The organism is Pseudooceanicola aquaeponti (assembly GCF_050897975.1).
In the GTDB taxonomy this organism is placed as follows: Bacteria; Pseudomonadota; Alphaproteobacteria; order Rhodobacterales; family Rhodobacteraceae; genus Pseudooceanicola.
In genome coordinates this window covers 74,719-100,200 of sequence record NZ_JBPAXY010000006.1, presented here as the reverse complement: position 1 = coordinate 100,200, position 25,482 = coordinate 74,719, and the positions used below count along the sequence as shown (strand labels likewise).

The following is a 25,482-nucleotide window of genomic DNA, read 5'->3' as shown; positions in this document are numbered from 1 at the left end:
CAGGCACGGCGCCCCGCAAGGGGCATCGGCGCGGGGCGGCTTACCAGTCGATGGTTTCCTTGAAGTCGGACAGGGTCTGACCCCATTCGCGCACCGCCTGTTCGAAGATCTCGGCCGAGATCCCGGCGCCGTCGCCGGTCAGCACGTACATCTGCACGTAGGGATCGTATTCATCGTCCAGATAGGCGCGGGCCACGACCGAGTCGGCGTTCCAGGTGTTGATCGCTGGCAGGGCCATGCCATCGTCCATGTCGAAGCCGGCCGAGAACAGCAGGCTGTCGCAATTGGCATTGTTCGAGCAGCCGTAGAAATAGATGCGGTAATTCACGCCCTCGGCGGCGGACCGGATCATCGGGTCACCGACCCCGTCCGTATCCATCTCGGCGCGATAGCCCAGGCCCTGCATCGCATCGGCGATGCTGGCGGGATCGGCGGCGGTGATCATATTGCTTTGGGCAAAGGCGGGCGCGGTGACGGCGGCAAGGCAGACGAGCGCGGCGGCAAAGGGTTTCATGGCAACTCCTGTCGTGAAAACTGCCCCTAGGTGATGCCTTAGATCCCGCCCGGGGCGCAAGCGCGCAGATCGCTGCCCCGGCAAGATGACAGCAGGTTTCATCGCCCGCGCGCGCCCTGCCCCCCCTGTCGGCCAGACCACCGGCCAGCAAAAAGCCCCCCGGCCAGAGGCCGGAGGGCTTTGCAAGTTCTGCGACAGGCGCGCTTACTGGTCGAGGAAGCTGCGCAGCTTGCGCGAGCGGCTCGGGTGCTTCAGCTTGCGCAGCGCCTTCGCCTCGATCTGGCGGATCCGTTCGCGGGTCACGCTGAACTGCTGGCCGACCTCTTCCAGCGTGTGGTCGGTATTCATGCCGATGCCGAACCGCATCCGCAGCACCCGTTCCTCGCGCGGGGTCAGGCTGGCCAGGACCCGGGTCGTGGTTTCCTTCAGGTTTTCCTGAATGGCGCTGTCCAGCGGCAGGATCGCGTTCTTGTCCTCGATGAAATCGCCGAGTTGCGAATCCTCTTCGTCGCCAATGGGCGTTTCCAGAGAGATCGGCTCTTTGGCGATCTTCATCACCTTGCGCACCTTCTCGAGCGGCATTTGCAGCTTTTCGGCCAGTTCTTCCGGCGTCGGCTCGCGGCCGATCTCGTGCAGCATCTGGCGCCCGGTGCGGACCAGCTTGTTGATCGTCTCGATCATGTGCACCGGGATACGGATCGTGCGCGCCTGGTCCGCGATGGACCGGGTGATCGCCTGACGGATCCACCAGGTGGCATAGGTCGAGAACTTGTAGCCGCGGCGATACTCGAACTTGTCGACGGCCTTCATCAGGCCGATGTTGCCTTCCTGAATAAGATCAAGGAATTGCAGGCCACGGTTCGTGTACTTTTTGGCGATGGAAATCACCAGGCGCAGGTTCGCCTCGACCATTTCCTTCTTGGCCTGCCGGGCCTCTTTCTCGCCCTTCTGGACCTGCTGGACGATGCGGCGGAATTCGCTGATATCGAGGCCCACATAGGTGCCGACCTGCGCCATGTCATTGCGCAGCTCCTCGACCTTGTCGGACGAGCGTTCGATGAACATCTGCCAGCCCCGACCGGGCTTTTGCGCCATCCGCTCCATCCAGTTGGGGTCCAGCTCGTGGCCGCGGTATTCCTCGACGAACTCGCGCCGGTTGATCCGCGCCTGGTCGGCCAGTTTCACCATGCTGGAGTCGATCGACATGATCCGCCGGTTGATGCCGTAGAGCTGGTCGATCAGCGCCTCGATCCGGTTGTTGTGCAGGTGCAGTTCATTCACCAGCAGCACGATTTCCGAGCGCAGCTTCTGATAGGTCGCCTCGTCATTGTCCGAGAAAGACCCGTCTTCGTTCAGGGTCGCGCTGATCCGCTTGTCCTGGATCTCGGACAGGATCTCGAAGTCATGGGCGATACGGTCCAGCGTTTCCAGAACCCGCGGTTTCAGCGCGGTTTCCATCGCCGCCAGCGACATGTTGGACTGGTCGTCCTCGTCGTCGTCGTCATCCTTGGCAATCGGGTTGCCGTCGGCGTCCAACTCGGGGCCGGTGTCCTTCTTGGGCTGGGCGGCGGCGGCGTTGACCGCCGAGGGGTCGACGACCGGCTGGCCGCCCTCCTCGTCATCGCCCAGCTGGTCACCAAAGGTGGTTTCCAGGTCGATGACATCGCGCAGCAGAATGTCTTCGGACAGAAGTTCGTCGCGCCAGATGGTGATCGCCTGGAAGGTCAGCGGGCTTTCGCAAAGCCCCGCGATCATCGTGTTGCGACCGGCCTCGATCCGCTTCGCGATGGCGATCTCGCCCTCGCGCGACAGCAGCTCGACCGAGCCCATCTCGCGCAGGTACATCCGCACGGGGTCATCGGTCCGGTCCAGTTTCTCCTGGCCGGTGGTGCCAAGCGCGACTTCACGGTTCTGGTTCGTCGTGGTGACGGCCGTGGTCTTCTGCTCTTCTTCCTCGGCTTCCTCATCCTCGATGATGTTGATGCCCATCTCCGAGAGCATGGACATCACATCTTCGATCTGTTCGGACGAAACCTGATCCGGCGGCAGCACCTGATTCAGCTGATCATAGGTGATGAAGCCTTTCTCGCGGGCTTCCGCGATCATCTTCTTCACCTGCGCCTGGCTCATGTCGAGGGAGACTTCTGCCTCCTGCTCTTCCATCTGGTTGTCGTCGTTATCCTTGGCGGCCATGGCGGTACTCCTGCGCACTGGATGCGGCGGTGCAGCTGCGGTGATTCGATTAAACCGAATCAATACCTGCTTTCACCGATTCGCACACCCGTTTACCCTGTTTTTCTTGAGGGTCCCTGTCATTTCACCCGAATCGCCCCCGTGTCACCCGTTCCGGCGGGGCTTATCAAAGCGAATGGTCTGCATCAGCGCGTCCAGCGCGCTGCGTTCTTCCCGATTGATCGGGGCCCCGTTCTCTCCAACGTCGTATTCGGCGGTGTCCTCTTGCAGGCCACGAAGGGCCGAATGGCTGGTGCGGGCCGCGTCCCCCAGACGCCAGGTCACCGCCTCATCCTCGACTGTCTCAATCTCTTGCGCCGCCTCGTTGATCTCATCCCTCAGCGCCCGCACCGCCTGAAGCTTGGCGAATTCCTCGACCAGCGTCATGCGGGCCTGCTCCTCGTCCCCGGGATGTCGCACCGGAGGACAGAGGGCCACATGGGTCCGCCCGAGCAATTCGTCAAGGGCCGTCCCCCCGAGCGCCTCGGTCAGTTTTTGCGAAAGATTTTCCGCACCCTGGGCCGCATGGGCCAGAATCAGGTCGCGCAGCCGGGCATGGGTGGCGTCGCGACACTCCATCCGCAGCAACTGGCCCTCGAAATCCTCGGCCACGGCGGGGGTGACGCAGAGCGAGGCCAGGATCACCGCCTCGCGCAGGTATTCCGTGGCCTCGACGTCCTGCCCGGCCAGCAGGCTGGCCTTGGTGCTGGGCATGGGCACGGCGGGCTGAAAGCGCGCGTTGCGCCCAAATCCGCCCTTGCCGCGCGCGGGCGCAAAGCCCCCGCCGCTGCCCTTGCCGGAAAACCGCGCGGGCCGGAACAGCTCGCGCGTCTTCTCGCGCAGCGCCTGGTCATAGTGATAACGCAGCCCCTCGTCGGGGATCTGCTGGGTGGCGCTGCGCAGCGCCTTGTCCAGCGCCGCGCGCCGGTCGGGGCTGTCGAAGCTGCGCCCCTCGGTCTCGCGTTGCCACAGCAGTTCCACCAGCGGCAGGGCCGTGTCTAGCAGCGCCTGCATCCCCTCGCGGCCCTTGGCCTTCAGCACCTCGTCGGGATCCTGCCCCTGGGGCATCAGGGCAAAGCGCACCGAATGGCCCACCGTCAGTTTCGGCAGCGCCAGATCCATCACCTTGCGCGCCGCGCGCAGGCCCGCGGTGTCACCGTCCAGCGCGATCAGCGGCTCGGGCGACATCCGCCACATCATCTCTAGCTGGGTCTCGGTGACCGCCGTCCCCAGGGGCGCCACCGCGCCGCCGAACCCGGCCTCGGACAGGGCGATCACGTCCATATAGCCCTCGGCCACGATCAGCGGCTGGCCCTTGCCCACGGCCTCGCGCGCAGGCGCATGGTTGTACAGCGTCCGCCCCTTGTCGAAGAGCACGGTTTCGGGCGAGTTCAGATATTTCGCATTGTCGTTCGGATCCATCGCCCGCCCGCCAAAGGCAATGCAGCGCCCGCGGGTGTCGCGGATCGGGAACATGATGCGGTTGCGGAAGACGTCATAGGGCTTGCCACCCTTGGTCGAGGGCTTGGCCAGACCGCAGGCGATCAGGTCGTCGGGTTTCACCCCCTTGGCGGTCAGGTGATCCCACAACCCCTGCCAGGCATCGGGCGCGAAGCCCAGGTTCCAGCGCCCGCGCGCCGCCTCGTCCAGGCCGCGTTTGCTCAGATAGGCCGAGGCGTCCCGCCCGCCCGCCCCGCGCAGCGAAAGGGCGAAAAACTTTACCGCCTCTTCCATCACATCGGTCAGCGAGGCGCGTTTCTCGGCCTTCTTGGCGGCCTGCGGGTCGCGTTCGGGCAAGGGCATCCCGGCCTCGCGGGCCAGGATCTCGATCGCCTCCATGAATTCGACATTTTCGGTCTTGCGCACGAAAGAGATCGCGTCGCCCTTCTCATGGCACCCGAAGCAGTAGAAGAATCCCTTGCGGTCATCGACGTGGAACGAGGCGCTCTTTTCCTGGTGGAAGGGGCACGGCGCCCACATGTCGCCCTTGGACGGCACCGATTTTCGGTTGTCCCACAGCACCTTGCGCCCGGCCACCTGGGCCAGGGACACACGATTGCGCAATTCGTCGAGGAACGAAGGGTCCAGCTTCATGGGCGAAATATCGTCCCTCGGCGCGGCGGAGTCCAGACGTGGCAACATCCACCGGCGTCCGACAGCCTTCGGGCGCGCGCGCGGGTCAGAGCCTGCCGCGTGCTGCCACCGCCTCCAGCGCCGTGCGCAGCTCGTGCAGCAGCGTCTCGGCCATCGAGCGGAAGACCATCAGGCGGAACCCCTCGGGCGCGACCCGGGTCACCGAGGCGGCCATATGGCCTATCTCGCTGCGTGCCGTGGCGCCCTGGCCGAAGGCCGCGTCGCGCAGATCCAGCGGGCAAAGCCGCGCCAGAACCGCCCGCGCCAACGGCCCCTCCAGCAGCAGGCTGGCCCAGGCGTCGGACTGGTCGGTCAGGGTCGCGGCCCCGGTCAGCAGCGGCGAGGGCGCAGGCCCCGCCAGCAGGTACTGACCGCGCCCGAACCACAGGCATTCCGCCGCCGCGTCGCCCTCGCTGACGGCGGGCGCCGGCAGGGCCAGCCCGTGCTGCGCCATCAGCGCCTCGGCCAGGGGCCCGGCATCGGGGCCGGGCATCAGCACCGTCAGGCGGCGCATCGGCAGCACCTCGATCCGGGTCTCGGCCAGGGTGGTGACGGTGCCCTGCGGCAGGGCGTTCTGGGCAATCAGGCGCAGCTCAGGCACGGGTTCTCTCCCCTTCCGGGTCCAGGAAACAGGGCTCGCAGACCTCGCAGAGGGTCACGACACCGCGCAGGTGATCGACCAGGCGGATCCGCTCTCCGATCCGCTCGGGGCCAGAGCGCAGGAAGCCAAGCGCCACGGTATGCCCCAGGGTCGGCGAAAAGGCGGTAGAGGTGACGTAGCCCTGCGCATTCTCGCGCACTGCCGCGTCGCCCTCGGTAAAGAGGAAGGCGCCCGCCGGGATCATCTGCACCGCACCCACCGGGCGCAGGCCGACCAGCCGTTCGCGATCCTCGGCCAGAAGGCCCGGACGGGTCGCCGCCGCCTGACCGATGAAGGCCTTCTTGGTCGAGACCATCCGTTCCAGCCCCAGATCAAAGGCGGTGGTGCGACCTTGCAGCTCGGCATGGGTCAAGAGGCCCTTCTCGATCCGCAGCACGTTCAGCGCCTCCATCCCGTAGGCGCCCCCGCCCCGGGCCTCGGCCCGGGCGACCAACTGGGTGAACAGGCTTTCGCCATAGCGCGCGGGCACCGCCAGCTCATAGGCCAGCTCGCCCGAGAAGGAGATGCGGAAAAGCCGCCCCTCGACGCCCCCCAGATCCACCGGCATCCAGCCCATGAAGGGCAGAACGTCGCCGGACAGATCCTGCCCCAGCATCTCTTCCAGCAGGGCGCGCGACTGCGGTCCTGCCACGGCGAACTGCGCCCATTGCTCGGTCACCGAGATCAGGCGCACGTCCCAATCGGGGCGCAGCACCTGGGCCGCGAACTCCAGATGGCCCATCACCTGCCCCGCCGCCGCGGTGGTGGTGGTCATCAGGTAGTGCTGCGGCCCCAGCCGCGCGGTAGTCCCGTCGTCCATGACGTGGCCATCCTCGCGCAGCATCACGCCATAGCGCACCCGCCCTTCCTTCAGGGTCGAGAAGGTGTTGGCATAGACGAAATCGAGGAAGGCGCCCGCGTCGCGGCCCTGGATGTCGATCTTGCCCAGGGTCGAGACATCGGCGACGCCCACGGCCTCGCGCACCATGCGCACCTCGCGGTCGCAGCTTTGCCGCCAGGTCTTTTCGCCCGCGCGGGGGAAATAGCTGGGGCGATACCACAGGCCCGCCTCGATCATCGGGGCGTTCATCGCCAGGCTGCGGCCATGGCTGGTGGTCAGCCGTTCCGGCGCGAACCCCTTGTCCTTGCCGCCCGCGCCCAGGGCGGCGATCGGCACCGGCACATAGGGCGGGCGATAGGTGGTGATGCCGGTCTGGGCCACATCGCGCCCCGTCGCATCGCCCAGCACCGCCATGGCCGACAGGTTCGAGGTCTTGCCCTGATCCGGCGCCATGCCCTGGGTGGTGTACCGCTTCATATGCTCGACCGAGCGGAAGTTCTCGGTGGCCGCCGCGCGCACATCCTTGACCGTCACGTCATTGGCCAGATCCAGCCAGGCGCGCCCCTTGCCCGGCACATGCCACAGGGCTTTCACCGCATAGGGGGCGCCCTCGGCCTCGGGCACCTTCTGATGGGGCACCGCATGGCCCATCTCTTCCAGCGCCCGCGCCGCCGCCGCGCGGCCCGTCTCCAGCGCCTCCCAGGTGGGGAAACGCCCCGCCGCGCCGCCCGCCGGGATCAGCCCGGGCAGGCCTTCGGGGGCGGGCAGGAAAGAGGCGATCCCCTCGTCCCAGACCGGCCGCCCGTTCAGATGGCAGGTCAGGTGCAGCGAGGGGTTCCAGCCGCCCGAGACCGCCAGGCAGTCGCTTTGCAGCTTTTCCTCGCCGCGATGGCTGCGCAGGGTGACGCTTTCCAGGCCCATTCGGCCTGCCGCGCGGCTGACCACGGTGCCGGGGTAGAAGGGCACGTCCAGATCGGTGGTGGCCTCGTGCCGCGAGTCGACCAGCCCCGCCACATGGACGCCCGCCGCCAGCAGGTCGCGGGCGGTGCGGTGCGCGTCGTCGTTGTTGCCAAAGACCGTGACCGCCGTGCCCGGCGCCACGGCGTAGCGGTTGACGTAGGTGCGCACGGCGCCCGACAGCATGACGCCGGGCCGGTCGTTGTCCTGAAAGGCCACGGGCCGTTCCAGGGCGCCCGCCGCCAGCACCGCGCGTTTCGCCGCGATGCGCCAGAAGCAATCCACGGGCAGCGCGCCGGGGCGGTGTTGCAGATGCCGCCCCACCCGTTCCAGCGCCCCATAGGTGCCGCCGTCATAGACGCCGGTGACCGTGGTCCGCGTCATGATCCGCACGTTGGGCATCGCCGCCAGCCGGGCCGTAGCCTCTGCCGCCCAGTCAGGCGCGGGCATCCCGTCCACATCTTCGGTAGAGGACAGCAGGCTGCCCCCCGGCGTGGGATCCTCGTCGCACAGGATCACATCGACCCCGGCTGCGCCCGCCTGCAGCGCCGCCATCAGACCGGCGGGGCCCGCGCCGATCACCAGCAGGTCGCAATGGGCAAAGGCCTTTTCGCTGGGGTCGGGATCGGGCTGGCCCGACAGGGCGCCCAGACCGGCGGCACGGCGGATCAGCGGCTCGTACAGCTTTTCCCAGAAGGCCTTCGGCCACATGAAGGTCTTGTAGTAGAAGCCCGCGCCAAGGAAATCGGCGAAGATGTCGTTCAGCTCCAGCACGTCCCAGTCGAGCGAGGGCCAACGGTTCTGGCTGCGCGCCTCAAGCCCTGCGAACAGCTCTTGCATGGTGGCGCGCACGTTGGGTTCGGCCCGCGCCCCGGCGCCCAGGGTGACCAGGGCATTGGGTTCCTCGCTGCCGGCGCTGAAGATGCCGCGCGGGCGGTGGTACTTGAAGCTGCGGCCCACCACCTTCAGCCCGTTGGCCATCAGCGCCGAGGCCAGAGTGTCGCCGTGGTAGCCCGAGTAGGTGACCCCGTCGAAAGTGAAGTCGAGCGGGCGCTTGCGGTCGATCTGTCCGCCGGTCGAAAGCCTCATGCCCCGCTCCCCTTGGCCAGTGCGGCCCCCAGCACCTCATGGGTGCGGGTGTCGCGGGTGATCAGCAGCACCGCCGCGCAGCCCATGGAATGGGCCCAGTATTCGCGGCTGGCCCCGGCCGGGTTGTCGCGCAGGTGGATATAGTCGTGCCAGGCGTCGGTCCAGGCCGCGTCCTCGGGGCGGGCCAGTGCCGCGCCGCGATAGGTGAACTCGCGCAGATCGCGCTCGCCGCACAGGGGACAGGTCAGTCTCATGCCGCGCTCCTTTTTGCCGGGCGGATCGGTGCCGGGCCGTCAGTGTAGGTTGTGTTGCGCACCGGTGCCCTCTTCGTCCATCAGGCCCACGCCGTCGCGGAACCGGTCCAGCCGGAAGCCCGCGGCGCTGTCATGGGGGCGGTCGGTGGCCAGCAAATGCGCCAGGGCAAAGCCCGAGCCCGGCACCGCCTTGAACCCGCCGTAGCACCAGCCGCAGTCGAGGTAGAGCCCGCCGATATCCGTCCGGTCGATGATGGGCGAGCCGTCGGGGGTCATGTCCATGATGCCCCCCCAGCTGCGCAGCATCCGCGCCTTGCCGATCATCGGCATCAGGGCCATTCCAGCCTCCATCACATGTTCCGCCGTGGGCAGGTTGCCGCGCTGCGCATAGGAGGGGTACATGTCCAGGTCGCCGCCGAAGACCAGCCCGCCCTTGTCCGACTGGCTGATGTAGAAATGCCCCATGCCGAAGGTGATCACGTTGTCGATCACCGGCTTCAGCCCCTCGGTGACGAAGGCCTGGAGGATGTGGCTTTCGATCGGCAGGCGCAGCCCCGCCATGGCCGCCACCTGACCCGAGCGCCCGGCGGTGACGATGGCCACCTTGCGCGCCCGGATGGCCCCGCGCGAGGTCTGCACCCCGGTCACCTGGCCGCCTTCGACGTCGATCCCCGTCACCTCGCAGTTCTGGATCAGATCGACCCCGCGGTCCGAGGCGCCGCGGGCAAAGCCCCAGGCCACCGCATCGTGCCGCGCCGTGCCGCCGCGCCGGTGATACAGGCCGCCGTAGATCGGGAACCGCCCCTGGTCGTAGTTCAGATAGGGCAGCAGGCGACGCACGCCCGCGCGGTCCAGCAGTTCCGCATCATCGCCCTGGTTGATCATCGCATTGCCCCGCCGCGCCGCCGCATCGCGCTGCCCATCGGAATGGAACAGGTTGATGATGCCGCGCTGCGAATGCATGACGTTGTAGTTCAGTTCCTGCTCCAAACCTTCCCAAAGCTTCAGGGAATGGGAATAGAACTCGGAATTGCCGGGCAGGAAGTAGTTGGCGCGGACGATGGTGGTATTGCGCCCCACGTTGCCGCCGCCCAGATAGCCCTTCTCCAGCACCGCGACATTGCGCAGCCCGTGTTCCTTGGCCAGGTAGAAGGCCGTCGCCAGGCCGTGGCCGCCGCCCCCGATGATCACGATGTCATAGGCGGGCTTGGGCGCCGGGTCGCGCCAGTGCGGCCCCCAGCCCCGATTGCCGGTGAGTCCTTCTTTCAGAACACGCAGCCCGGAAAACCGCATCGCTCGCTCCTTCTTCCCTCGTCCCGAGCTAAGCCGCTTCGCGGGTCAGGTGCAATCCGATGAAGCGGTTTGCGTAAATTTTCGCCATTTCCGGGCATTTTGCCGCCCAAATGCATGACTTTTCTGCGCAGCAGAAACATCGCCGGTGACAGGGCGTCATCGTCTCGACACAATTTGAATGAACGGCTTGGGGGACATCAGATGACGTGCCGTATTCTGCTATATTGCGATGACGGATCCACGCTGAAGGTTGGCGAAGAGCTGGCCTGGGAGCTGGGGGCGCAGCTGCATGAGATCGAGGCCAGCACGCCCGAAGAGGGCATGTGGTCGCGGATGAAGACCGGACTTTTCGCCCTGCTGTCGCGCAATCTGACCATCGACGTGCCGGATCAGCCCTGGGATCGCAGCGACCTGTTGATCCTCGGCGCGCCGATCTGGCAGGGGCGTTCTGCGCGGCCGCTGCGGCAATGGCTGGAAAGCCAGCCCGCCCTGCCAGAGCGGGTGGCCTTCCTGCTGACCTCGGACGACAGCGGCTACCCCGCCGAGGCGGTCGAGGATCTGACCGCCCTGACCGGGCACAAGCCGGTGGCGGTGCTGCACCTGGGGCGCGGCGACCTGACCAGCGGCGCCTGGAAAGGCCCGGTCGAGCATTTCCTGGACCAATGCGTGGTGCGCTACCGGCAGACCGCCTGAGGCCCCCCCGGCCCAGCGGGCCGGACGCAACCGCCGCCCCTGCTCCGGCTGCCCCACACCCGGCGGCTACAGCCCCTTGGCGCGATAGGCCGCCGCGACCCGGTCGATCGACACCAGGAAGCCCGCGGTGCGCAGATCCTCGACATCGGCGCGGTCGTGCCACAGGGCGCGCATCGACTGGAACGCCCCGCGCATCGTGTCGTCCAGGCCCGAACGGACCAGTTCCAGCTCTCCGGCGCCTTTCAGGTACTTGTCCTTGAACCCCGGTGACAGCTGCCAGCCGATGCCGGTATCCGCCGACAGCCGTTCCAGCTCGTCGACCACCAGCTGGTGGCGCGCCTCTTCCTGGCGGCGCTGCATCCGGCCAAAGCGGATGTGGCTGAGGTTCTTGACCCATTCGAAATAGGAAACGGTGACACCCCCGGCATTGGCGTAGAGGTCGGGGATGATCACGATCCCCTTCTTGCGCAGCACCTCGTCGGCGCCAAAGGTGATCGGGCCATTGGCGGCCTCGATGATCAGCTTGGCCTGGATCCGCTCGGCATTGCCGAGGTTGATCACCCCTTCCAGCGCGGCGGGGATCAGGATGTCGCATTCCTCTTCCAGCAGGGTGGCGCCCTCTTCGACGAATTGCGCATGGGGATAGCCCGCGACGCCACCGTGGGTGCCGATCCAGTCATGCACCGAATGCACGTCCAGCCCGGTCTCGGAAAACAGCGCCCCGTCGCGTTCGATCACCGCGATGACCTTCGCGCCATCCTCTTCCTGCAGGAAATGCGCCGCGTGATAGCCCACGTTGCCCAGGCCCTGCACGATGACCCGCTTGCCGTCGAGCGTGCCCGTAAGCCCGGCGCGCTGCACATCCGCCGGTTCGCGGAAGAACTCGCGCAGGGCATATTGCACCCCGCGCCCCGTGGCCTCGACCCGGCCCGCGATGCCGCCGGCGTTCAGCGGCTTGCCGGTGACACAGGCCTTGGCGTTGATGTCGGTGGTGTTCATCCGGGCGTATTGATCGGCCATCCAGGCCATCTCGCGCTCGCCCGTGCCCATGTCGGGGGCGGGCACGTTCTGCGCCGGGTTGATCATGTCGCGCTTGATCAGCTCATAGGCAAAGCGGCGGGTGATCAACTCCAGCTCGTGTTCGTCGTAGTCGCGCGGATCCAGGCAAAGCCCGCCCTTCGAGCCGCCGAAGGGCGCCTCGACCAGGGCGCATTTGAAGGTCATCAGCGCGGCCAGCGCCTCGACCTCGTCCTGATCGACATTGGGCGCATAGCGGATGCCGCCCTTCACGGGCTCCATATGTTCGGAATGAACGGATCGGTAGCCGGTGAAGGTCTGGATCTGACCGCGCAGGCGGACCCCAAAGCGCACCGTATAGGTGGCATTGCAGACGCGGATCTTCTCTTCCAGCCCCGGGGGCAGATCCATCAGCGCGACGGCGCGGTTGAACATCAGGTCCACGCTGCGGCGAAAACCCGGTTCCTTGATCGGTTGCATGACGCTCCTCCCATCTGTGCCGCGCCCGGACCTACAGGGACCGGACGGTAATGGTCAATCTGACGGACATCTATGACAGGTCAATTAATATCTCCCTGAACGCCACCCGCTTTTCGCCCCACCCCGACCGGGACAAGTGGCGCGGAGCGCGTAAAATCATCATAAATACGTAGAGGTTACTCCGCCGCCCGCCAGCGGCCAGGCCTGTCCCCCGCCCGCGCAGAGGGCGCACGCCACCTGCGGCGCCGCGCTGGCCGAAATGGCCCGAGCGGTCCCTATTGCCGCCCCATTTCCGCCGTTTTCGCGGCCTAGGACAATGGAGACTCAAAGCGTCGCAAGACAAGGCGCGGGTAGGGAAAACGATCATGGTAGAGATCATCACATCACCGCGAAACTGCTCTTTGGCAGGGCGGCTGCGCCATAGGGCGCGGGATTTCTGGCACGGGGACTCCGGCGCCATGGTGCCGCTTGTCGTCTTTTTCCTGATGATCACGCTGATTCTGGGCGGTATGGGCGTGGACTTCATGCGCCACGAGATGGAGCGGGCCAAGTTGCAGGCCGTCCTCGACCGCGCCGTGCTGGCCGCCGCCAACACCAAGAACGACCTGGACCCCGAAGCGGTGGTGCGCGACTATTTCGCCAAGGCCGAGATGACCAGCTACCTGTCGTCGGTCGACGTGCAGTCGGGCTCGGGCTACCGCACGGTTTCGGCCACGGCCAAGAACCCGATGAAGACCCAGTTCCTGGGCGCCATCGGCTATCCCACCATCGACGTCAATGTCGGCGGCACCGCCGAGGAATCCATCGGCGACGCCGAAGTGTCGCTGGTGCTCGACATCTCGGGTTCGATGGGCAGCAACCAGCGCCTGCCGCGGATGCGCGAGGCGGCGCAGGAATTCGTCGATACCGTGATCTCGGAAGACACCGCCGGCACCGTGTCGCTGTCGATCGTGCCCTACACCAGCCAGGTGAACGCGGGCCCCGAGATCCTGAGCCGCCTTAACGTGCTGCAATTGCAGGGCTATTCCCACTGCATGGAATTCTCTGCGGGGGATTTCAGCACCACGGCGATCACCACCACAGAATTTCATATCCAGTTCCCGCACTTCTCTTCCGGCTCGTCCAGCACCAGCAGCCTGATCAGCGACCCGGGCTGCCCGGATGAAAGCTATGAGCGGATCACCCCCTTCAGCCAGAATGCCCAGACACTGAAGGATCAGATCGGCGCCATGCGCTCGCGGCAGAACACCTCGATCCATCTGGGCATGAAATGGGCCGCCGCCCTGCTGGATCCGTCCTTCCAGCCGGTGATCGCCGACATGGTCGACGACGGCCTGGTCGACGCGGCCTTCGACGGCCGCCCGCAGGACTGGGGCGCGGGCGCGCTGAAGACCATCGTACTGATGACCGACGGTGTGAACGTGCGCACCCGCCGCCTGAAGATGGAGGTCTACGAGACCCCCGACATGCGCTACTTCTGGGCGCGCAACCGGCTGTTCAACTTCACCAACGACATGGATTCCAGCCTGGCCACCCACTTCTACGAAGACGCCTACAGCTCGGGCGAGGGCGACACCTACCTGCAACGGGTCTGCGACGCGGCCAAGGCCAAGGGCGTGATCATCTGGACCATCGGCTTCGAAGTGTCGAACCACGGCGCCAACGAGATGGAGGAATGCGCCTCCTCGCCCGCGCATTTCTACCGGGTCGAGGGGATCGAGATCAAAGAGGCCTTCGCCTCGATCGCCCGCCAGCTTAACGCGTTGCACCTGACCAACTGATGGCCCGCCGGTCGCATATCCTGCGCGCGCTGCGCCTGCGCCTGCACCGCTTCCGGCGGCGCGAAGAGGGCAGCGTGACGGTGGAATTCGTCATCCTGTTCCCGATCATCGTGATCATGTTCATGTCGACGGTCGAACTGGGCATGTTGACCGTGCGCCAGACGATGATGGAACAGGGGCTGAACCTGGCGGTGCGCGACCTGCAAATCGGCCTGACCGAGAATGTGGACCATGACACCATCAAGGAGCTGATCTGCGACTACGCCGGGCTGCTGCCCGACTGCGACAACTCGCTGAAGCTCGAGATGATGCCGGTCGACCTGCGCGCCTATACCACCCTGCCCGAGGACGTCGACTGCGTCGACCGGGCCGAGGATGTGAACCCGGTGCGCACCTTCACCAACGGTCAGTCGAACGAGCTGATGATCCTGCGCGCCTGCCTGAAATTCGCCCCGCTCTTCCCCAATGTCGGGCTGGGGCGCAACTTCGGCACCGATGCCAACGGGGATGCGATCATGTTTGCCCTCTCTGCCTTCGTGAACGAGCCATGATGCGCCGCCTGCGCCTCCACCTGCGCCGGTTCCGGCGCCGCGAGGACGGTGTGATCACCGTCGAATTCCTGCTGCTGTTCCCGCTGCTGGTCTGGGCCTACGTGGCGATGTTCGTCTTCTTCGACATGCTGCGGGTCACCGCACAGCACCAAAAGGCCTCTTACGTGATCTCGGACATGCTGTCGCGCGAGACCGAGTACATCAACCCGACCTACATTGATAACAGCAAGAAACTGTTCGACTATCTGATGCGCGTCGATCGCAACAACGCGATCCGCATCAGCTCGATCGGCTATAACGACGAGCAGCGCCGCTACGAAGTGTCCTGGTCCCAGGGCCGGGGCGGCAAGCCGCGGCTGACCACCGGCGATGTGGCCGACTGGGACGATCGCCTGCCGCTGCTGGCCAGTGGCGACGAGCTGATCCTGGTGGAAACCTGGTACGATTACGAGATCGCCTTCCTTCAGATCGACATGGACGACCTGAAGATGCACACCTTCGTCTACACCCGCCCGCGTTTCGCGGCGGTGCTGAAATATACCGACAACGGCTGACCGCCGCCGGGGCTGCGCCCCCTACCCTGCGCCCTCAGTCCTCGGCGCCGTCGCGCCGCGCCAGGAACAGCGCCAGGGCATCGGCCATCTGCTTGGCCTCGGCCCCATGCACCAGCCCACCAACCCCCAGACGCCGCCCGAACTGCCAGTAGAGGCCGGGCCGGAACCGGCGCGGGCCCGGGGTTTTCAGCCGCAGCAGAAACCCGTTCGACGGCTTGAAGGCAAAGAGGCCGCGATCCACCGCCTCGATCTGCTCCATCGGCGCCAGAACCTCGCCCGAACTGTCGCTCAGGCCCGCCTCGGTCAGCTCCAGCCGCAGCTGCGTGGCGCGGTACAGGCGCCAGACGATCCAGGCTTCCGCCGCCGCCAGGGCCAGCAGCAGCAGGCGCATCTTCAGCGGCGCGGGCTGCGGCGACAGGGCCAGCCAGGCCAGGGCCACGGCCAGCGCGCCGGTGACGGCCAGGCCCACATATTTGCGCCCCGCCCCCACGGTCAGGGTGGCCAGGACGGGGCTATGCTGCGTTGGCTCCACGGGGGCGATCCTCTCTGCGGATGGGTTGGGCTTTCGGGGCGGTTCTACGCGGGAATGCGGTGTTTGACGACCCGGTTTCGAAGGCCCAGGCGCGGGCCGCGCCTCAGGCGGCCACCATGCGGCGCACCATGCCCCAATAGACCTCTTCCACCTCGGCCAGGCTCAGGCGACCGCTTTCGCGGAACCAGGTGTTCACCCCGGTCAGCATGGCGATGATCGCCATGGTCGCCATGCGCGCATCCTCGACCTGCATCCCACCCGCGTCCCGCCCGCGCTCCAGAATGGCGCTGAGGCGCGCCTCATAGGCCTGGCGCTGCGCCTCCAGCAGGGCGAAGTTCTCGGGGGTCAGGTTGCGAAGCTCCATGTAGGAGATGAAGACCTGTTCGGGCCGCGCGGCATGGTGGCGGATGTGAAAGCGGGTGAAGGCCTCCAGCGCGGGCAAGGGCTCGGCCGGGATCTCGGCCGCCTCGACCGCCTCCAGCAGCTCGGCCATATGCTCCGACAGCAGCTGATAAAGCAGGGTCTGCTTGTCGGGGATATAGTTGTAAAGGCCACCGACCTGCACCCCGATCTCGGCCGCGATCTGACGCATCGAGACGGCGGCATAGCCATGGCGCGCGAATAGCGTCAGCGCGGCCCGGCGCAGGCGGGTGCCGGTATCGGCGGCGGTGGATCCGACGGTTCGGGTCATCCCCTCTTCTACCCCGCCGGGCCGAGGCGACAAGGGAAAATCCGCCCGGCCCGGCGGACGCCGGGCGCCCGAGGGGAAACCCCGCATCGCCCGCCCGCCGCGCTGCGAAGGCTTGCCAAGGGACGCAGGCTGGGGCACTTCTGGGCCATGACCCGTCGCCGCACCGCCCTGCCCCGCCCGCTTTTGCCTGCCCTTGCCGCAGCCCTGCTGCTGTCGGTCCCGGCCTGCACCCGCGCCCCGGGCGGCGCCCCGCAAGAGAGTGTGGCGAGCGATCTGGCCTATCTCGACCTGGTGCCCACGGCCAGCCTGGTGGCGCGCCCCGAAGAGAGGGCCCAGGTCAGCACCGAGGCCGAGGACGCCCTGACCAGCCGCGCCGCCCTGCTGCGCCGCCGCGCCGAGGCCCTGCGCGCCCGCGACTTCGACGTCTGATCGGCCCCCGGCCAAGCCCCGAGCAGACCCCGATCCGCCCCGCATCGCCCGCGAACCCACCCTTTGCCACCGCTTCGGGGCGCATCCGGCGGGCCTGGGCGCAGTCTCGCGTTGCAAGGCCCTCGCGAAGGCATTAGGCCCATGCAACGACAGACCTGCATGAATTTCGGAGAGTCCTCATGAGCGACAGCTTGCGCCCTCAACCCCTGCGACTGGGGATTGCCGGCCTCGGCACCGTCGGTATCGGCGTGTTGAAGATCCTGCGCAAGGAGGCCGCGATGCTGACCGCCCGCACCGGGCGCGAAATCACCGTCAGCGCCGTCTCGGCCCGCAACCGCAGCAAGGATCGCGGCGTGCCGCTGGACGGCTACGCCTGGGAGGACGACCCCGTCGCCCTGGCGCAGCGCGACGACGTGGACATCTTCGTGGAACTGATGGGCGGCTCGGACGGTCCCGCCAAGGCCGCGACCGAGGCCGCCCTGGCCGCCGGCAAGGATGTGGTCACCGCCAACAAGGCGATGCTGGCCATTCACGGCCAGGACCTGGCCGAACAGGCCGAAGCCGCCGGGCTGGTGATCCGCTTCGAGGCCGCCGTCGCCGGGGGAATCCCGGTGGTCAAGGCCCTGACCGAGGGGCTGGCGGGCAACAACATCACCCGCGTCATGGGGGTGATGAACGGCACCTGCAACTATATCCTGACCCGGATGGAGGCCACCGGCTCGGGGTATAACGCCCTGTTCGAAGAGGCGGGCAAGCTGGGCTACCTGGAGGCCGATCCGAACCTCGACGTGGGCGGCATCGACGCGGGCCACAAGCTGGCGCTTCTGGCCTCGGTGGCCTTCGGCACCCGCGTGGCCTTCGACAAGATGGAGCTGGAGGGGATCCAGCGCATCACCCTGGAAGACATCCGCGCCGCCGCCGACATGGGCTACAAGATCAAGCTTCTGGGCGTCAGCCAGATGACCGGCCGCGGGCTGGAACAACGCATGGCCCCCTGCCTGGTGCCCGCCACCAGCCCGCTGGGTCAGCTGGACGGCGGCACCAACATGGTGGTGCTGGAAGGCGACGCCGTGGGCCAGATCGTGCTGCGTGGCGCGGGCGCGGGCGAAGGCCCGACCGCCTCGGCGGTGCTGTCGGACATCTGCGACCTGGCGCGCGGCTTCCGCCTGCCGGTCTTCGGCCAGGCCGCCCAGACCCTGCGCGAGGTCGACGGCGCCCGCTCGAACACGCCAGCCCCCTATTACCTGCGCCTGACGCTTCAGGACAAACCCGGCGCCCTGGCCAAGGTCGCCTCTGTGCTGGGCGAATCCGGCGTGTCTATCCACCGGATGCGCCAGTACGACCACGAGGGCGCAGGCGCCCCGGTGCTGATCGTCACCCACAAGACCGCCCGCGCGGCCCTGGACCTGGCGATTGCCGGGATGGCCGGAACCGGCGTGGTCGAGGGCGAGCCCGTCGCCCTGCGCATCGAGACCGTCTAAGACCGTCCGGGGCGGGGGCGCGGACCGGGGCCGTTGCGCCCCGCCCCGCCTTCGCCCCGCGGACCACCGCAAGGGGCAAGAAGGTAAGGCCATGGATTTCCTCGACGTTTCCACCTCGGTCACAGGCCGCCGCTGGGTCGGCCCCGGGCCGGAGGTCGAGCGTCTGTCCGAAGCCCTGGAGCAGACCGACCACCTGCCCGCCCCCCTGGCCCGCGTGCTGGCCCGGCGCGGCGTGGCCCCCGGCGACACCGCCGCCTTCCTGGATCCGAAGCTGGGCGCCCTGCTGCCCGATCCGCGCAGTCTGCGCGACATGGAGACCGCCGCCGCCCGCTTTCTGCGCGCGGTGAAGGGGCGCGAGCGCATCGCCATCTTCGCCGACTACGACGTCGACGGCGGCAGCTCTGCCGCGCTGCTGATCGACTGGCTGCGCGCCATGGGCCGCCCCGCCACCCTCTATATCCCCGACCGCATCGACGAGGGCTACGGCCCCAACGTCCCCGCCATGCAGGAGCTGGGCCGCGCCCACGACCTGATCCTTTGCGTCGACTGCGGCACCCTGAGCCACGAGCCGGTGGCGGCGGCAGGCTGTGACGTGGTGATCCTGGATCACCACCTGGGCGGCGAGACCCTGCCCGACTGTGTCGCCGTGGTGAACCCCAACCGCCAGGACGAGGACGGCGCGCTGGCGCATCTTTGCGCCGCCGCCGTGGTCTTCCTGATGCTGGTCGAGGCCAACCGCCAGATGCGCGACGCGGGCGCCCAGGGCCCCGACCTGATGCGGATGCTGGACCTGGTTGCCCTGGCCACGGTGGCCGATGTGGCGCCCCTTCTGGGGGTGAACCGGGCGCTGGTGCGCCAGGGGCTGAAGGTGATGGCGCGGCGCGAACGGCCCGGGCTGGTGGCCCTGTCGGATGTGGCCCGGCTGACCACGGCCCCCGCCGCCTACCACCTGGGCTTTCTGCTGGGCCCGCGCGTCAACGCGGGCGGGCGCATCGGCGCCGCCGACCTGGGCGCGCGCCTTCTGGCCACCGACAACCCGCTCGAGGCCAAGGCCATGGCGGAACGGCTGGACGCCCTGAACGCGGAACGCCGCGAGATCGAGGCCGAGGTGCGCGCCGCCGCCATGGCCCAGGCCGAGGCCCGCGGGCTGGAGGCGCCGCTGGTATGGGCGGCAGGCGAGGGCTGGCACCCGGGCGTGGTGGGCATCGTCGCCTCGCGCCTGAAAGAGGCCACCAATCGCCCCGCCGTGGTCATCGGCTTCGACGGCGACGAGGGCAAGGGCTCGGGCCGCTCGATCTCGGGCGTCGACCTGGGCGCCTCGATCCAGAAACTGGCCGCCGAGGGCTTTCTGGTGAAGGGCGGCGGGCACAAGATGGCCGCGGGCCTGACCGTCACCCGCGACCAGCTGGAACCGGCCATGGCCAGGCTGACCGAGCTGCTGGAGAAGCAGGGCGCCGGTCAGGCGGGCCCGGCGGATCTGAAGCTGGACGGCCTCTTGATGCCCGGCGCCGCGACGCCCGAACTGATCGCACAGCTCGAGGCAGCAGGCCCCTATGGCGCCGCCGCCCCCGCCCCCCGCTTCGCCTTCCCCGCGCAGCGAATCTCCTTCGCCAAACGGGTCGGTGACAGCCACCTGAAGATCGCCTTTTCCGACGGCATGGGCGGCCGGATCGAGGGGATCTGCTTTGGCGCCTTCGACGGCCCCCTGGGCCCGGCGCTGGAGAACCACGGCGGCCAAAGCTTCCACCTGGCCGGGCGGCTGGAGATCAACGTTTGGGGCGGCCGCCAAAGCGTGCAGCTGCGCCTGGAAGACGCGGCGCCCGCCACGGAAAAGTAAGCCCTGACAACCACTTGCCCCCCGCCCCTTCGGCGCGGCCCGGGGTGGACAAAAAAGTGATCCCGAGGCGAAAAAAGACCTTGCAGTGGGACACGCCATTTCATAGAAACCGCCTCACGCCAAGCGCGGCCCGTTCGTCTATCGGTTAGGACGCCAGGTTTTCAACCTGGAAAGAGGGGTTCGATTCCCCTACGGGCTACCACCCTGCGCCTCTCTGCATATGCAGAGGATGTCGCACAAAAGGGTGACAGATCCGCCGCTTACGCGTCATAGGCTCGCCGCCAGATGCAGCAGAGCCCGCCCCAGTGGCCCGTTCGTCTATCGGTTAGGACGCCAGGTTTTCAACCTGGAAAGAGGGGTTCGATTCCCCTACGGGCTACCATTACCAGCACTGCTTAGACCTAGCGACCCGGTGGAAGGTCGAAGCGGCACGAGTGCCACAGCTCATTGGCATTTCTCCTCGCCTGGCGTCGCGCCCCCTCCCAGTCAAAGCTGGCGCCATTGAGCGCCAAGTGCAGCCTGTCGACGATATAGATCGTGAGTTTCAAAAGCCGCATTTCATGCCCACGACGAAACTTGACCGGGTTCCCCTTGTTGACTGCCTCTCCCCTGAGGTTGTGGGCAAGGAAGCCATCGCGGAAAGGCCTCAGAGCGGCCGCGAGATAGGTTTGTTCGACTTTGGGAACAACCCTGTCAACGGCTGCGAACCATCTGCCGACGCGTTCGCTCTCATAGGCCCCGCGTTCCTTGCGCATCCGCTCCCGATGTTCGCTCAGGAAACGCTGCTGCTCGGGATCCACCGCCGCTTCCGGGCGCCTCGGCTCTTCAACTGTCGCATGATAGTGATACGTCTCACGAACAACGCGCTCTTTCACCTCAGGTGTTGAGATCAGCTTATGTACGGTCGGTATGCTCACACGGTCAGCCGTCCCCTTGTCCCAAATGGCGCTCAACCGCACCAGGAAATAGGACTGCATACTGTGCTGCATATCGTTGAAAGCATTGGCAGCTCGCGATCTTGGGATCTGGGCAGAGAGCCTATCGGAATAAAGCACGACAGCGTTGTTCTCTGCCAGCCGTATCAGGGCGCAGGTATGATCAACGAGCTTGCCAGTGAGCACCTTTGCGCGCTCCAGTCGGGCCTGCTCGCTTAAATTGTCTGGAAATGTGGTTCCCATACCGCCCCCTTGCGGATGCTCCTCACTCCTGATTTGGCCTTCGACACTAGCGAAGACAACAAGACAGCGATAGCCGGTCGCCCTGCCGCAGACCGCCAGACAAAGGCAGCGTCAGCGCCCCTTAGGCCGCCGCGCAGCCTGCCAGGGCGGCGGTGTCGTCCAGGATCAGCTTCACCGGCACATGCCAGGCGGTATCCAGCGCCAGCGGGCGGCCATAGGCGGCGGCGAAGGCCGGGGCGCCGCCGTGCAGCAGCACCGCCCGGGCCACGCCCCCGGCAAAATGGATCCCCTGCCCCGGCAGAAAGGCCAGGGTCAGGTCCTGGGCCAGCATCGCCATCAGCTCGGCATAGAAGGTGACATGGGCCGCCAGGTCGGCATCGCCCGATCCCATCAGCCCCGCGGGCGTCTCGCTGCGCCCGGTGGCGAGGTGCCACAGCCGTTCGAAGCCGCGCCCCGAGAACAGATGTTCGATCGTCTCGAACCCGTGCACGGCGCCACGAACCCGCGCGTTGACCGCGTCATGAATCCGCGCGGCCAGCTGCACATGGCCCATCTCGGCCTTGGGCACCACCGGCCCCTCGTCGCGGATCACCACCGGGCTGACGTTGAACCCGGTGCCGATCCCGGCGACCAGCGCCTGGTTGCCCCAGGGCGCCACGCCCTCGGTCACCATCTGCACCCCATCGGCCCCCAGGGCGGGGACGGAATAGCCCAGGGCCTCAAGGTCGTTGATCAGCCGCGCCTCGGGGGCGTAACGCTCGATCAGCCGGTCGAGTTGAAACGACCAGTCGCGATTGGTCAGCCGCGCATGATCACCGGTCACCGGCCCCGCGACGGCGACACAGACCCGGTCCAGCGCCCCCGGGGCGGCCTCGGCCAGGTAGTGGTCGGCCGCGCCATAGAAGGTGGCGAAATCGTCGTTGCGATAGGCCCGGATGGTCTGCGGCAGGATCCGCGTCCCCTCGGCCAGCGCGAAGCGCACATTGGTCCCGCCCACATCAGCAACCAGTTTCATCTGTCCCTCGCCGAAAGCTGTCGTCGCCGGTTGCATAGCCAATGTTAGCGGTAAAACCAATGGCCGCCCGGCCCAAAGCCGGGCTTTTTCGCCGCCCCGCCCCCGCCACGGGCAACCAGCCCCACCAATGCCCAAGGGTCCCGCCTCGCCCCCGATGCGCCCCAACTCTCAGCCGGGGCGTGGCCCTTCTCATCCCACACCACGCAGGGTCGGCTGACCCCCGCCCCTCTCTTCTCATTGCCAAAAATATCCCGGGGGGGGAATTGAGCCGCAGGCGAAAGGGGGGGCAGAGCCCCCCCTTCTACCCCTCGACCCGTCGCGACGCCTCAGTTCAGCCGCTCACCGCTTTCCGGGGCAAAATACGACACCTTGGCCAGGTCAAAGGCCAGGGTCAGCGGCGCCCCGGCGCGGGCCGAGGTCTCGGCGTGCAGCCGCGCCGTCACCTGCTTGCCACCCAGATGCGACACCACATAGGTGTCGGCCCCCGCCGGCTCGACCATATCCACCTGACAGGCCGCCTCCTGCACCTGATCGCCAGAGCGATAGCCCGCCTCGGCGATATCCTCGGGCCGCAGGCCCAGGATCACATCGGCGGGCAGGTCCAGCGGGCGCGGGTCGGCCAGAACCAATGGCGGCTCGGAGGCCCGGGCGATCTCGATCCGGTGGCCGCTGCCGTCGCGCGCCACCTTGGCGGGGATCAGGTTCATCGCCGGGCTGCCCATGAAATCCGCCACGAACAGGTTCGCGGGCCGGTTGTAGATCTCGGCGGGGGTGCCGATCTGCTGGATCACCCCGCCCTTCATCACCACAATCCGCGTTGCCAGGGTCATGGCCTCGATCTGGTCATGGGTCACATAGACGATCGAGGCGCCCAGGGTCTGGTGCAGCTTCTTGATCTCGGTGCGCATCTCGACGCGCAGCTTGGCGTCGAGGTTCGATAGCGGCTCGTCGAAGAGGAAGAGCGCCGGATCGCGCACCAGGGCGCGGCCCATGGCCACCCGCTGGCGCTGCCCGCCCGACAGCTGCCCCGGCTTGCGGTCCAGAAGCTGCGAGATCTGCAACAGCTCGGCCACCTCGGCCAGCTTGGCGTTCTGCGTCGCCTGGTCGATGCCGCGCACCTTCATCCCGAAGGTAATGTTCTTGGCCACCGTCATGGTGGGGTAAAGCGCATAGCTTTGGAACACCATGGCGATGTTGCGGTCCTTGGGGCTGACGTCGGTCATGTCCTGCCCGGCAATGCCGATGGACCCGCCGGTGATCGGCTCGAGCCCGGCGATGCAGTTCAGCAGCGTGGACTTGCCGCAGCCCGAGGGGCCGACGAGGACCAGGAAATCGCCCGGCTCGATCGCCACGTTGATGTCGCGCAGGATCTTGGTCTGGCCATAGGACTTGTCGAGGTTCTTGATATCGAGGATCGGGGCCATGAGCTTATCCCTTCACGGAGCCGGCCGTCAGGCCGCGGATGAAATACTTGCCGGCGACGACATAGACCAGAAGCGTGGGCAGGGCCGCGAGGATCGCGGCGGCCATGTCCACGTTGTAGGCCTTCACGCCGGTGGTGGAGTTGACGATGTTGTTCAGCGCCACGGTCACCGGCTGGGTGCCGGCCGAGCTGAAGGAGACGCCGAAGAGGAAGTCGTTCCAGATCTGGGTAAACTGCCAGATCACCGAGACGACAAAGATCGGCAGCGACAGCGGCAGGAAGATCGACCAGAAGATGCGAAAGAACCCCGCCCCGTCGATCTTGGCCGCCCGCACCAATTCCTGCGGGATCGTCACGTAATAGTTGCGGAAAAACAGCGTGGTAAAGCCGATGCCGTAGACCGTATGCACCAGGATCAGCCCTGGGATCGTGCCCGCCAGCCCGAGGATGCCCAGCATCCGCGCCATGGGCAGCAACACCACCTGGAAGGGGATGAAACAGCCGAACAGCAGCGCTGCGAACAGCAGGTTGGCGCCCCGGAACCGCCACTGGGCGAAGACATAGCCGTTCAGCGCCCCGATCATGGTCGAGATCGCCACGCCCGGCACCGCGATCAGGACCGAGTTCCACAGATAGGGTTTCAGCCCCTCGCACTGGATCCCGGTACAGGCGGATCCCCAGGCGGTCTTCCAGGCCTCGAAGGTCACGTCGCGCGGCAGGGCCACCAGCGATCCGGTGCGGATCTCGTCCAGCGATTTCAGCGAGGTGGTGACCATGACGAACAGCGGCATCAGGAACCACAGGGCGAAGACCCCCAGCACCAGGTACAGCGTCCAGCGCAGGGCGATCCGGCCCAGGCGCGCGCCCAGGCTGCGCTGGCCCGCGCGGGCAGAGATATAGGCGAGGTCAGTCATGTTTCGCCCTCAGTTCGGAATAAAGGTAGGGAACGACGATAGCAAAGACGACGGCCATCATCACCATGGCGGAACTGGCCGCCTGACCCAGATTGCCGCGCGAAAACGCCATGGCGTACATGTAGGTCGCGGGCAGATCGGTGGCATAGCCGGGCCCGCCGCCGGTCAGGGCGATGACCAGGTCGAAGCTTTTGATCGCCAGGTGCGACAGCACGATAAAGGCCGACAGGAAGACCGGCGCCATCGAGGGGATGATGATCGCCGTATAGATCCGCCAGTGCGGAATGCCGTCGACCTGCGCGGCCTTGATGATCTCGCCATCCACCGACCGCAGCCCGGCCAGGAACAGCGCCATGACAAAGCCCGCCGATTGCCAGACCCCCGCCAGGACGATGGTGTAGATCGCCATGTCGGGGTCGACCAGCCAGTTGAAGGTGAAGTTTTCAAAGCCCCAGCCCCGCACCATGGCCTCCAGCCCCAGACCGGGGTTCAGGATCCATTTCCAGGCGGTGCCGGTGACGATCATCGAAAGCGCCATCGGGTAGAGGTAGATGGTGCGGATCGCCCCTTCGACGCGGATCCGCTGGTCCAGCAGGATGGCCAGCATCAGACCCAGCAGCATGGCAATGGCGATGAACAGCACGCCATAGATGGCCAGGTTGGTCATCGCCGTGTCCCAGCGGGGGGTCGAGAAAAGTTTGGTGTACTGGCCGATCCCGTCGATTTCGTAGCGCGGCATCAGCTTGGACTTGGTCAAAGAGACCCAGGCGGTCCAGGCGATGAAGCCGTAAACGAACAGAAGGATGGCGGCAAAGCTGGGCGCCAGGACCAGCTTCGGCACATGGGTTTCAAGCCATTTGGTCATGGGGGGTCCGGGTTGGGCGGGCACGCAAGACGGGCCCGGGCGAGGAGAAGGAAAGACGCCGCCCGACGGCGAAGGTCGGGCGGCGCAG

General features: G+C 66.9%; 22 protein-coding genes and 2 tRNA genes. 9 read left to right on the top strand and 15 right to left on the bottom strand.

Features of this window, described 5'->3' with window-relative positions; all coding sequences use genetic code 11:
• Window positions 1-40: 40 nt before the first annotated feature.
• From ACRARE_RS15445 to ACRARE_RS15415, 7 genes are all read right to left on the bottom strand, one after another.
• Window positions 41-514 carry a YbjN domain-containing protein gene (locus ACRARE_RS15445; RefSeq protein WP_432657351.1) on the bottom strand — a complete coding sequence of 158 codons (474 nt, stop codon included), beginning with the start codon at window positions 512-514 and terminating at the stop codon, window positions 41-43.
• A gap of 204 nt (window positions 515-718) precedes the next feature.
• Window positions 719-2,707: an RNA polymerase sigma factor RpoD gene (gene rpoD / locus ACRARE_RS15440; RefSeq protein ID WP_432657350.1), complete on the bottom strand. Its 1,989-nt coding sequence runs from the start codon at window positions 2,705-2,707 to the stop codon at window positions 719-721.
• 144 nt (window positions 2,708-2,851) lie between these two features.
• On the bottom strand, window positions 2,852-4,840 hold the full coding sequence (dnaG, locus tag ACRARE_RS15435; RefSeq protein ID WP_432657349.1) for a DNA primase: 1,989 nt from the start codon (window positions 4,838-4,840) through the stop codon (window positions 2,852-2,854).
• An 85-nt stretch (window positions 4,841-4,925) separates the two neighbouring features.
• The gene (locus ACRARE_RS15430; RefSeq protein ID WP_432657348.1) at window positions 4,926-5,480 is read right to left on the bottom strand and encodes a sarcosine oxidase subunit gamma; all 555 of its coding nucleotides are present in this window, start codon (window positions 5,478-5,480) and stop codon (window positions 4,926-4,928) included.
• On the bottom strand, window positions 5,473-8,406 hold the full coding sequence (locus tag ACRARE_RS15425; protein WP_432657347.1) for a sarcosine oxidase subunit alpha family protein: 2,934 nt from the start codon (window positions 8,404-8,406) through the stop codon (window positions 5,473-5,475). The genes ACRARE_RS15430 and ACRARE_RS15425 overlap by 8 nt, the downstream gene beginning before the upstream one ends.
• Window positions 8,403-8,660 carry a sarcosine oxidase subunit delta gene (locus ACRARE_RS15420; protein ID WP_432657346.1) on the bottom strand — a complete coding sequence of 86 codons (258 nt, stop codon included), beginning with the start codon at window positions 8,658-8,660 and terminating at the stop codon, window positions 8,403-8,405. The genes ACRARE_RS15425 and ACRARE_RS15420 overlap by 4 nt, the downstream gene beginning before the upstream one ends.
• A 39-nt stretch (window positions 8,661-8,699) precedes the next feature.
• Window positions 8,700-9,953 carry a sarcosine oxidase subunit beta family protein gene (locus tag ACRARE_RS15415; RefSeq protein WP_432657345.1) on the bottom strand — a complete coding sequence of 418 codons (1,254 nt, stop codon included), beginning with the start codon at window positions 9,951-9,953 and terminating at the stop codon, window positions 8,700-8,702.
• Between the two features lie 201 nt (window positions 9,954-10,154).
• On the opposite strand from ACRARE_RS15415, the gene ACRARE_RS15410 reads away from it, so the two are divergent.
• Window positions 10,155-10,646, top strand: coding sequence for a flavodoxin family protein (locus tag ACRARE_RS15410; RefSeq protein WP_432657344.1), 492 nt, complete (start codon window positions 10,155-10,157; stop codon window positions 10,644-10,646).
• Window positions 10,647-10,712: 66 nt separating this feature from the next.
• Here the strand turns inward: ACRARE_RS15410 and ACRARE_RS15405 are convergent, their stop codons facing one another.
• A complete protein-coding gene (locus ACRARE_RS15405; protein WP_432657343.1) occupies window positions 10,713-12,143 on the bottom strand; it encodes a Glu/Leu/Phe/Val family dehydrogenase in 1,431 nt (476 codons plus the stop codon).
• A gap of 458 nt (window positions 12,144-12,601) precedes the next feature.
• On the opposite strand from ACRARE_RS15405, the gene ACRARE_RS15400 reads away from it, so the two are divergent.
• The 3 genes from ACRARE_RS15400 to ACRARE_RS15390 are packed head-to-tail and all read left to right on the top strand — an operon-like array spanning window position 12,602 to window position 15,029.
• On the top strand, window positions 12,602-13,924 hold the full coding sequence (locus ACRARE_RS15400) for a Tad domain-containing protein (protein ID WP_432657342.1): 1,323 nt from the start codon (window positions 12,602-12,604) through the stop codon (window positions 13,922-13,924).
• Entirely contained in the window at window positions 13,924-14,475 is a 552-nt protein-coding gene (locus ACRARE_RS15395; RefSeq protein WP_432657341.1) for a TadE/TadG family type IV pilus assembly protein, read from the top strand. Before ACRARE_RS15400 ends, ACRARE_RS15395 begins: the two co-directional genes overlap by 1 nt.
• A complete protein-coding gene (locus tag ACRARE_RS15390) occupies window positions 14,475-15,029 on the top strand; it encodes a TadE/TadG family type IV pilus assembly protein (RefSeq protein ID WP_432657340.1) in 555 nt (184 codons plus the stop codon). Before ACRARE_RS15395 ends, ACRARE_RS15390 begins: the two co-directional genes overlap by 1 nt.
• A 34-nt stretch (window positions 15,030-15,063) precedes the next feature.
• On the opposite strand, the gene ACRARE_RS15385 is transcribed toward ACRARE_RS15390, so the two are convergent.
• Window positions 15,064-15,561 (bottom strand): hypothetical protein, encoded by a 498-nt coding sequence (locus ACRARE_RS15385; RefSeq protein WP_432657339.1) that lies wholly within the window; start codon window positions 15,559-15,561, stop codon window positions 15,064-15,066.
• A gap of 103 nt (window positions 15,562-15,664) precedes the next feature.
• A complete protein-coding gene (locus tag ACRARE_RS15380) occupies window positions 15,665-16,252 on the bottom strand; it encodes a TetR/AcrR family transcriptional regulator (RefSeq protein ID WP_432657338.1) in 588 nt (195 codons plus the stop codon).
• A 147-nt stretch (window positions 16,253-16,399) separates the two neighbouring features.
• On the opposite strand from ACRARE_RS15380, the gene ACRARE_RS15375 reads away from it, so the two are divergent.
• The 5 genes from ACRARE_RS15375 to ACRARE_RS15355 all read left to right on the top strand — a co-directional run bounded on the left by ACRARE_RS15375 (window position 16,400) and on the right by ACRARE_RS15355 (window position 20,381).
• Complete coding sequence (locus ACRARE_RS15375; protein WP_432657337.1) at window positions 16,400-16,681, top strand: hypothetical protein; 282 nt, start codon at window positions 16,400-16,402, stop codon at window positions 16,679-16,681.
• 179 nt (window positions 16,682-16,860) lie between these two features.
• Complete coding sequence (locus ACRARE_RS15370) at window positions 16,861-18,162, top strand: homoserine dehydrogenase (RefSeq protein WP_432657336.1); 1,302 nt, start codon at window positions 16,861-16,863, stop codon at window positions 18,160-18,162.
• Between the two features lie 91 nt (window positions 18,163-18,253).
• A complete protein-coding gene (recJ, locus tag ACRARE_RS15365; RefSeq protein WP_432657335.1) occupies window positions 18,254-19,999 on the top strand; it encodes a single-stranded-DNA-specific exonuclease RecJ in 1,746 nt (581 codons plus the stop codon).
• A 127-nt stretch (window positions 20,000-20,126) separates the two neighbouring features.
• Window positions 20,127-20,201 (top strand) — tRNA-Glu (locus tag ACRARE_RS15360).
• Window positions 20,202-20,306: 105 nt separating this feature from the next.
• Window positions 20,307-20,381: transfer RNA gene (locus ACRARE_RS15355), tRNA-Glu, on the top strand.
• 19 nt (window positions 20,382-20,400) lie between these two features.
• Here the strand turns inward: ACRARE_RS15355 and ACRARE_RS15350 are convergent.
• The 5 genes from ACRARE_RS15350 to ACRARE_RS15330 all read right to left on the bottom strand — a co-directional run bounded on the left by ACRARE_RS15350 (window position 20,401) and on the right by ACRARE_RS15330 (window position 25,394).
• Entirely contained in the window at window positions 20,401-21,177 is a 777-nt protein-coding gene (locus tag ACRARE_RS15350) for an AbiU2 domain-containing protein (RefSeq protein ID WP_432657334.1), read from the bottom strand.
• A gap of 121 nt (window positions 21,178-21,298) precedes the next feature.
• A complete protein-coding gene (locus ACRARE_RS15345; protein ID WP_432657333.1) occupies window positions 21,299-22,192 on the bottom strand; it encodes a glucokinase in 894 nt (297 codons plus the stop codon).
• Window positions 22,193-22,518: 326 nt separating this feature from the next.
• On the bottom strand, window positions 22,519-23,616 hold the full coding sequence (locus ACRARE_RS15340; protein WP_432657332.1) for an ABC transporter ATP-binding protein: 1,098 nt from the start codon (window positions 23,614-23,616) through the stop codon (window positions 22,519-22,521).
• 4 nt (window positions 23,617-23,620) lie between these two features.
• Window positions 23,621-24,529, bottom strand: a complete 909-nt coding sequence (locus tag ACRARE_RS15335; RefSeq protein ID WP_432657331.1) for a carbohydrate ABC transporter permease — start codon at window positions 24,527-24,529, stop codon at window positions 23,621-23,623.
• Window positions 24,522-25,394 (bottom strand): carbohydrate ABC transporter permease, encoded by an 873-nt coding sequence (locus ACRARE_RS15330; protein ID WP_432657330.1) that lies wholly within the window; start codon window positions 25,392-25,394, stop codon window positions 24,522-24,524. The genes ACRARE_RS15335 and ACRARE_RS15330 overlap by 8 nt, the downstream gene beginning before the upstream one ends.
• Window positions 25,395-25,482: the final 88 nt, after the last annotated feature.

Coding starts and splice junctions, on each gene's coding strand:
- ACRARE_RS15445 (WP_432657351.1), bottom strand. CDS start 514: ATGAAACCCTTTGCCGCCGCGCTCGTCTGCCTTGCCGCCGTCACCGCG.
- rpoD (WP_432657350.1), bottom strand. CDS start 2,707: ATGGCCGCCAAGGATAACGACGACAACCAGATGGAAGAGCAGGAGGCA.
- dnaG (WP_432657349.1), bottom strand. CDS start 4,840: ATGAAGCTGGACCCTTCGTTCCTCGACGAATTGCGCAATCGTGTGTCC.
- ACRARE_RS15425 (WP_432657347.1), bottom strand. CDS start 8,406: ATGAGGCTTTCGACCGGCGGACAGATCGACCGCAAGCGCCCGCTCGAC.
- ACRARE_RS15420 (WP_432657346.1), bottom strand. CDS start 8,660: ATGAGACTGACCTGTCCCCTGTGCGGCGAGCGCGATCTGCGCGAGTTC.
- ACRARE_RS15415 (WP_432657345.1), bottom strand. CDS start 9,953: ATGCGGTTTTCCGGGCTGCGTGTTCTGAAAGAAGGACTCACCGGCAAT.
- ACRARE_RS15410 (WP_432657344.1), top strand. CDS start 10,155: ATGACGTGCCGTATTCTGCTATATTGCGATGACGGATCCACGCTGAAG.
- ACRARE_RS15405 (WP_432657343.1), bottom strand. CDS start 12,143: ATGCAACCGATCAAGGAACCGGGTTTTCGCCGCAGCGTGGACCTGATG.
- ACRARE_RS15400 (WP_432657342.1), top strand. CDS start 12,602: ATGGTGCCGCTTGTCGTCTTTTTCCTGATGATCACGCTGATTCTGGGC.
- ACRARE_RS15395 (WP_432657341.1), top strand. CDS start 13,924: ATGGCCCGCCGGTCGCATATCCTGCGCGCGCTGCGCCTGCGCCTGCAC.
- ACRARE_RS15390 (WP_432657340.1), top strand. CDS start 14,475: ATGCGCCGCCTGCGCCTCCACCTGCGCCGGTTCCGGCGCCGCGAGGAC.
- ACRARE_RS15380 (WP_432657338.1), bottom strand. CDS start 16,252: ATGACCCGAACCGTCGGATCCACCGCCGCCGATACCGGCACCCGCCTG.
- ACRARE_RS15375 (WP_432657337.1), top strand. CDS start 16,400: ATGACCCGTCGCCGCACCGCCCTGCCCCGCCCGCTTTTGCCTGCCCTT.
- ACRARE_RS15370 (WP_432657336.1), top strand. CDS start 16,861: ATGAGCGACAGCTTGCGCCCTCAACCCCTGCGACTGGGGATTGCCGGC.
- recJ (WP_432657335.1), top strand. CDS start 18,254: ATGGATTTCCTCGACGTTTCCACCTCGGTCACAGGCCGCCGCTGGGTC.
- ACRARE_RS15350 (WP_432657334.1), bottom strand. CDS start 21,177: ATGGGAACCACATTTCCAGACAATTTAAGCGAGCAGGCCCGACTGGAG.
- ACRARE_RS15345 (WP_432657333.1), bottom strand. CDS start 22,192: ATGAAACTGGTTGCTGATGTGGGCGGGACCAATGTGCGCTTCGCGCTG.
- ACRARE_RS15340 (WP_432657332.1), bottom strand. CDS start 23,616: ATGGCCCCGATCCTCGATATCAAGAACCTCGACAAGTCCTATGGCCAG.
- ACRARE_RS15335 (WP_432657331.1), bottom strand. CDS start 24,529: ATGACTGACCTCGCCTATATCTCTGCCCGCGCGGGCCAGCGCAGCCTG.
- ACRARE_RS15330 (WP_432657330.1), bottom strand. CDS start 25,394: ATGACCAAATGGCTTGAAACCCATGTGCCGAAGCTGGTCCTGGCGCCC.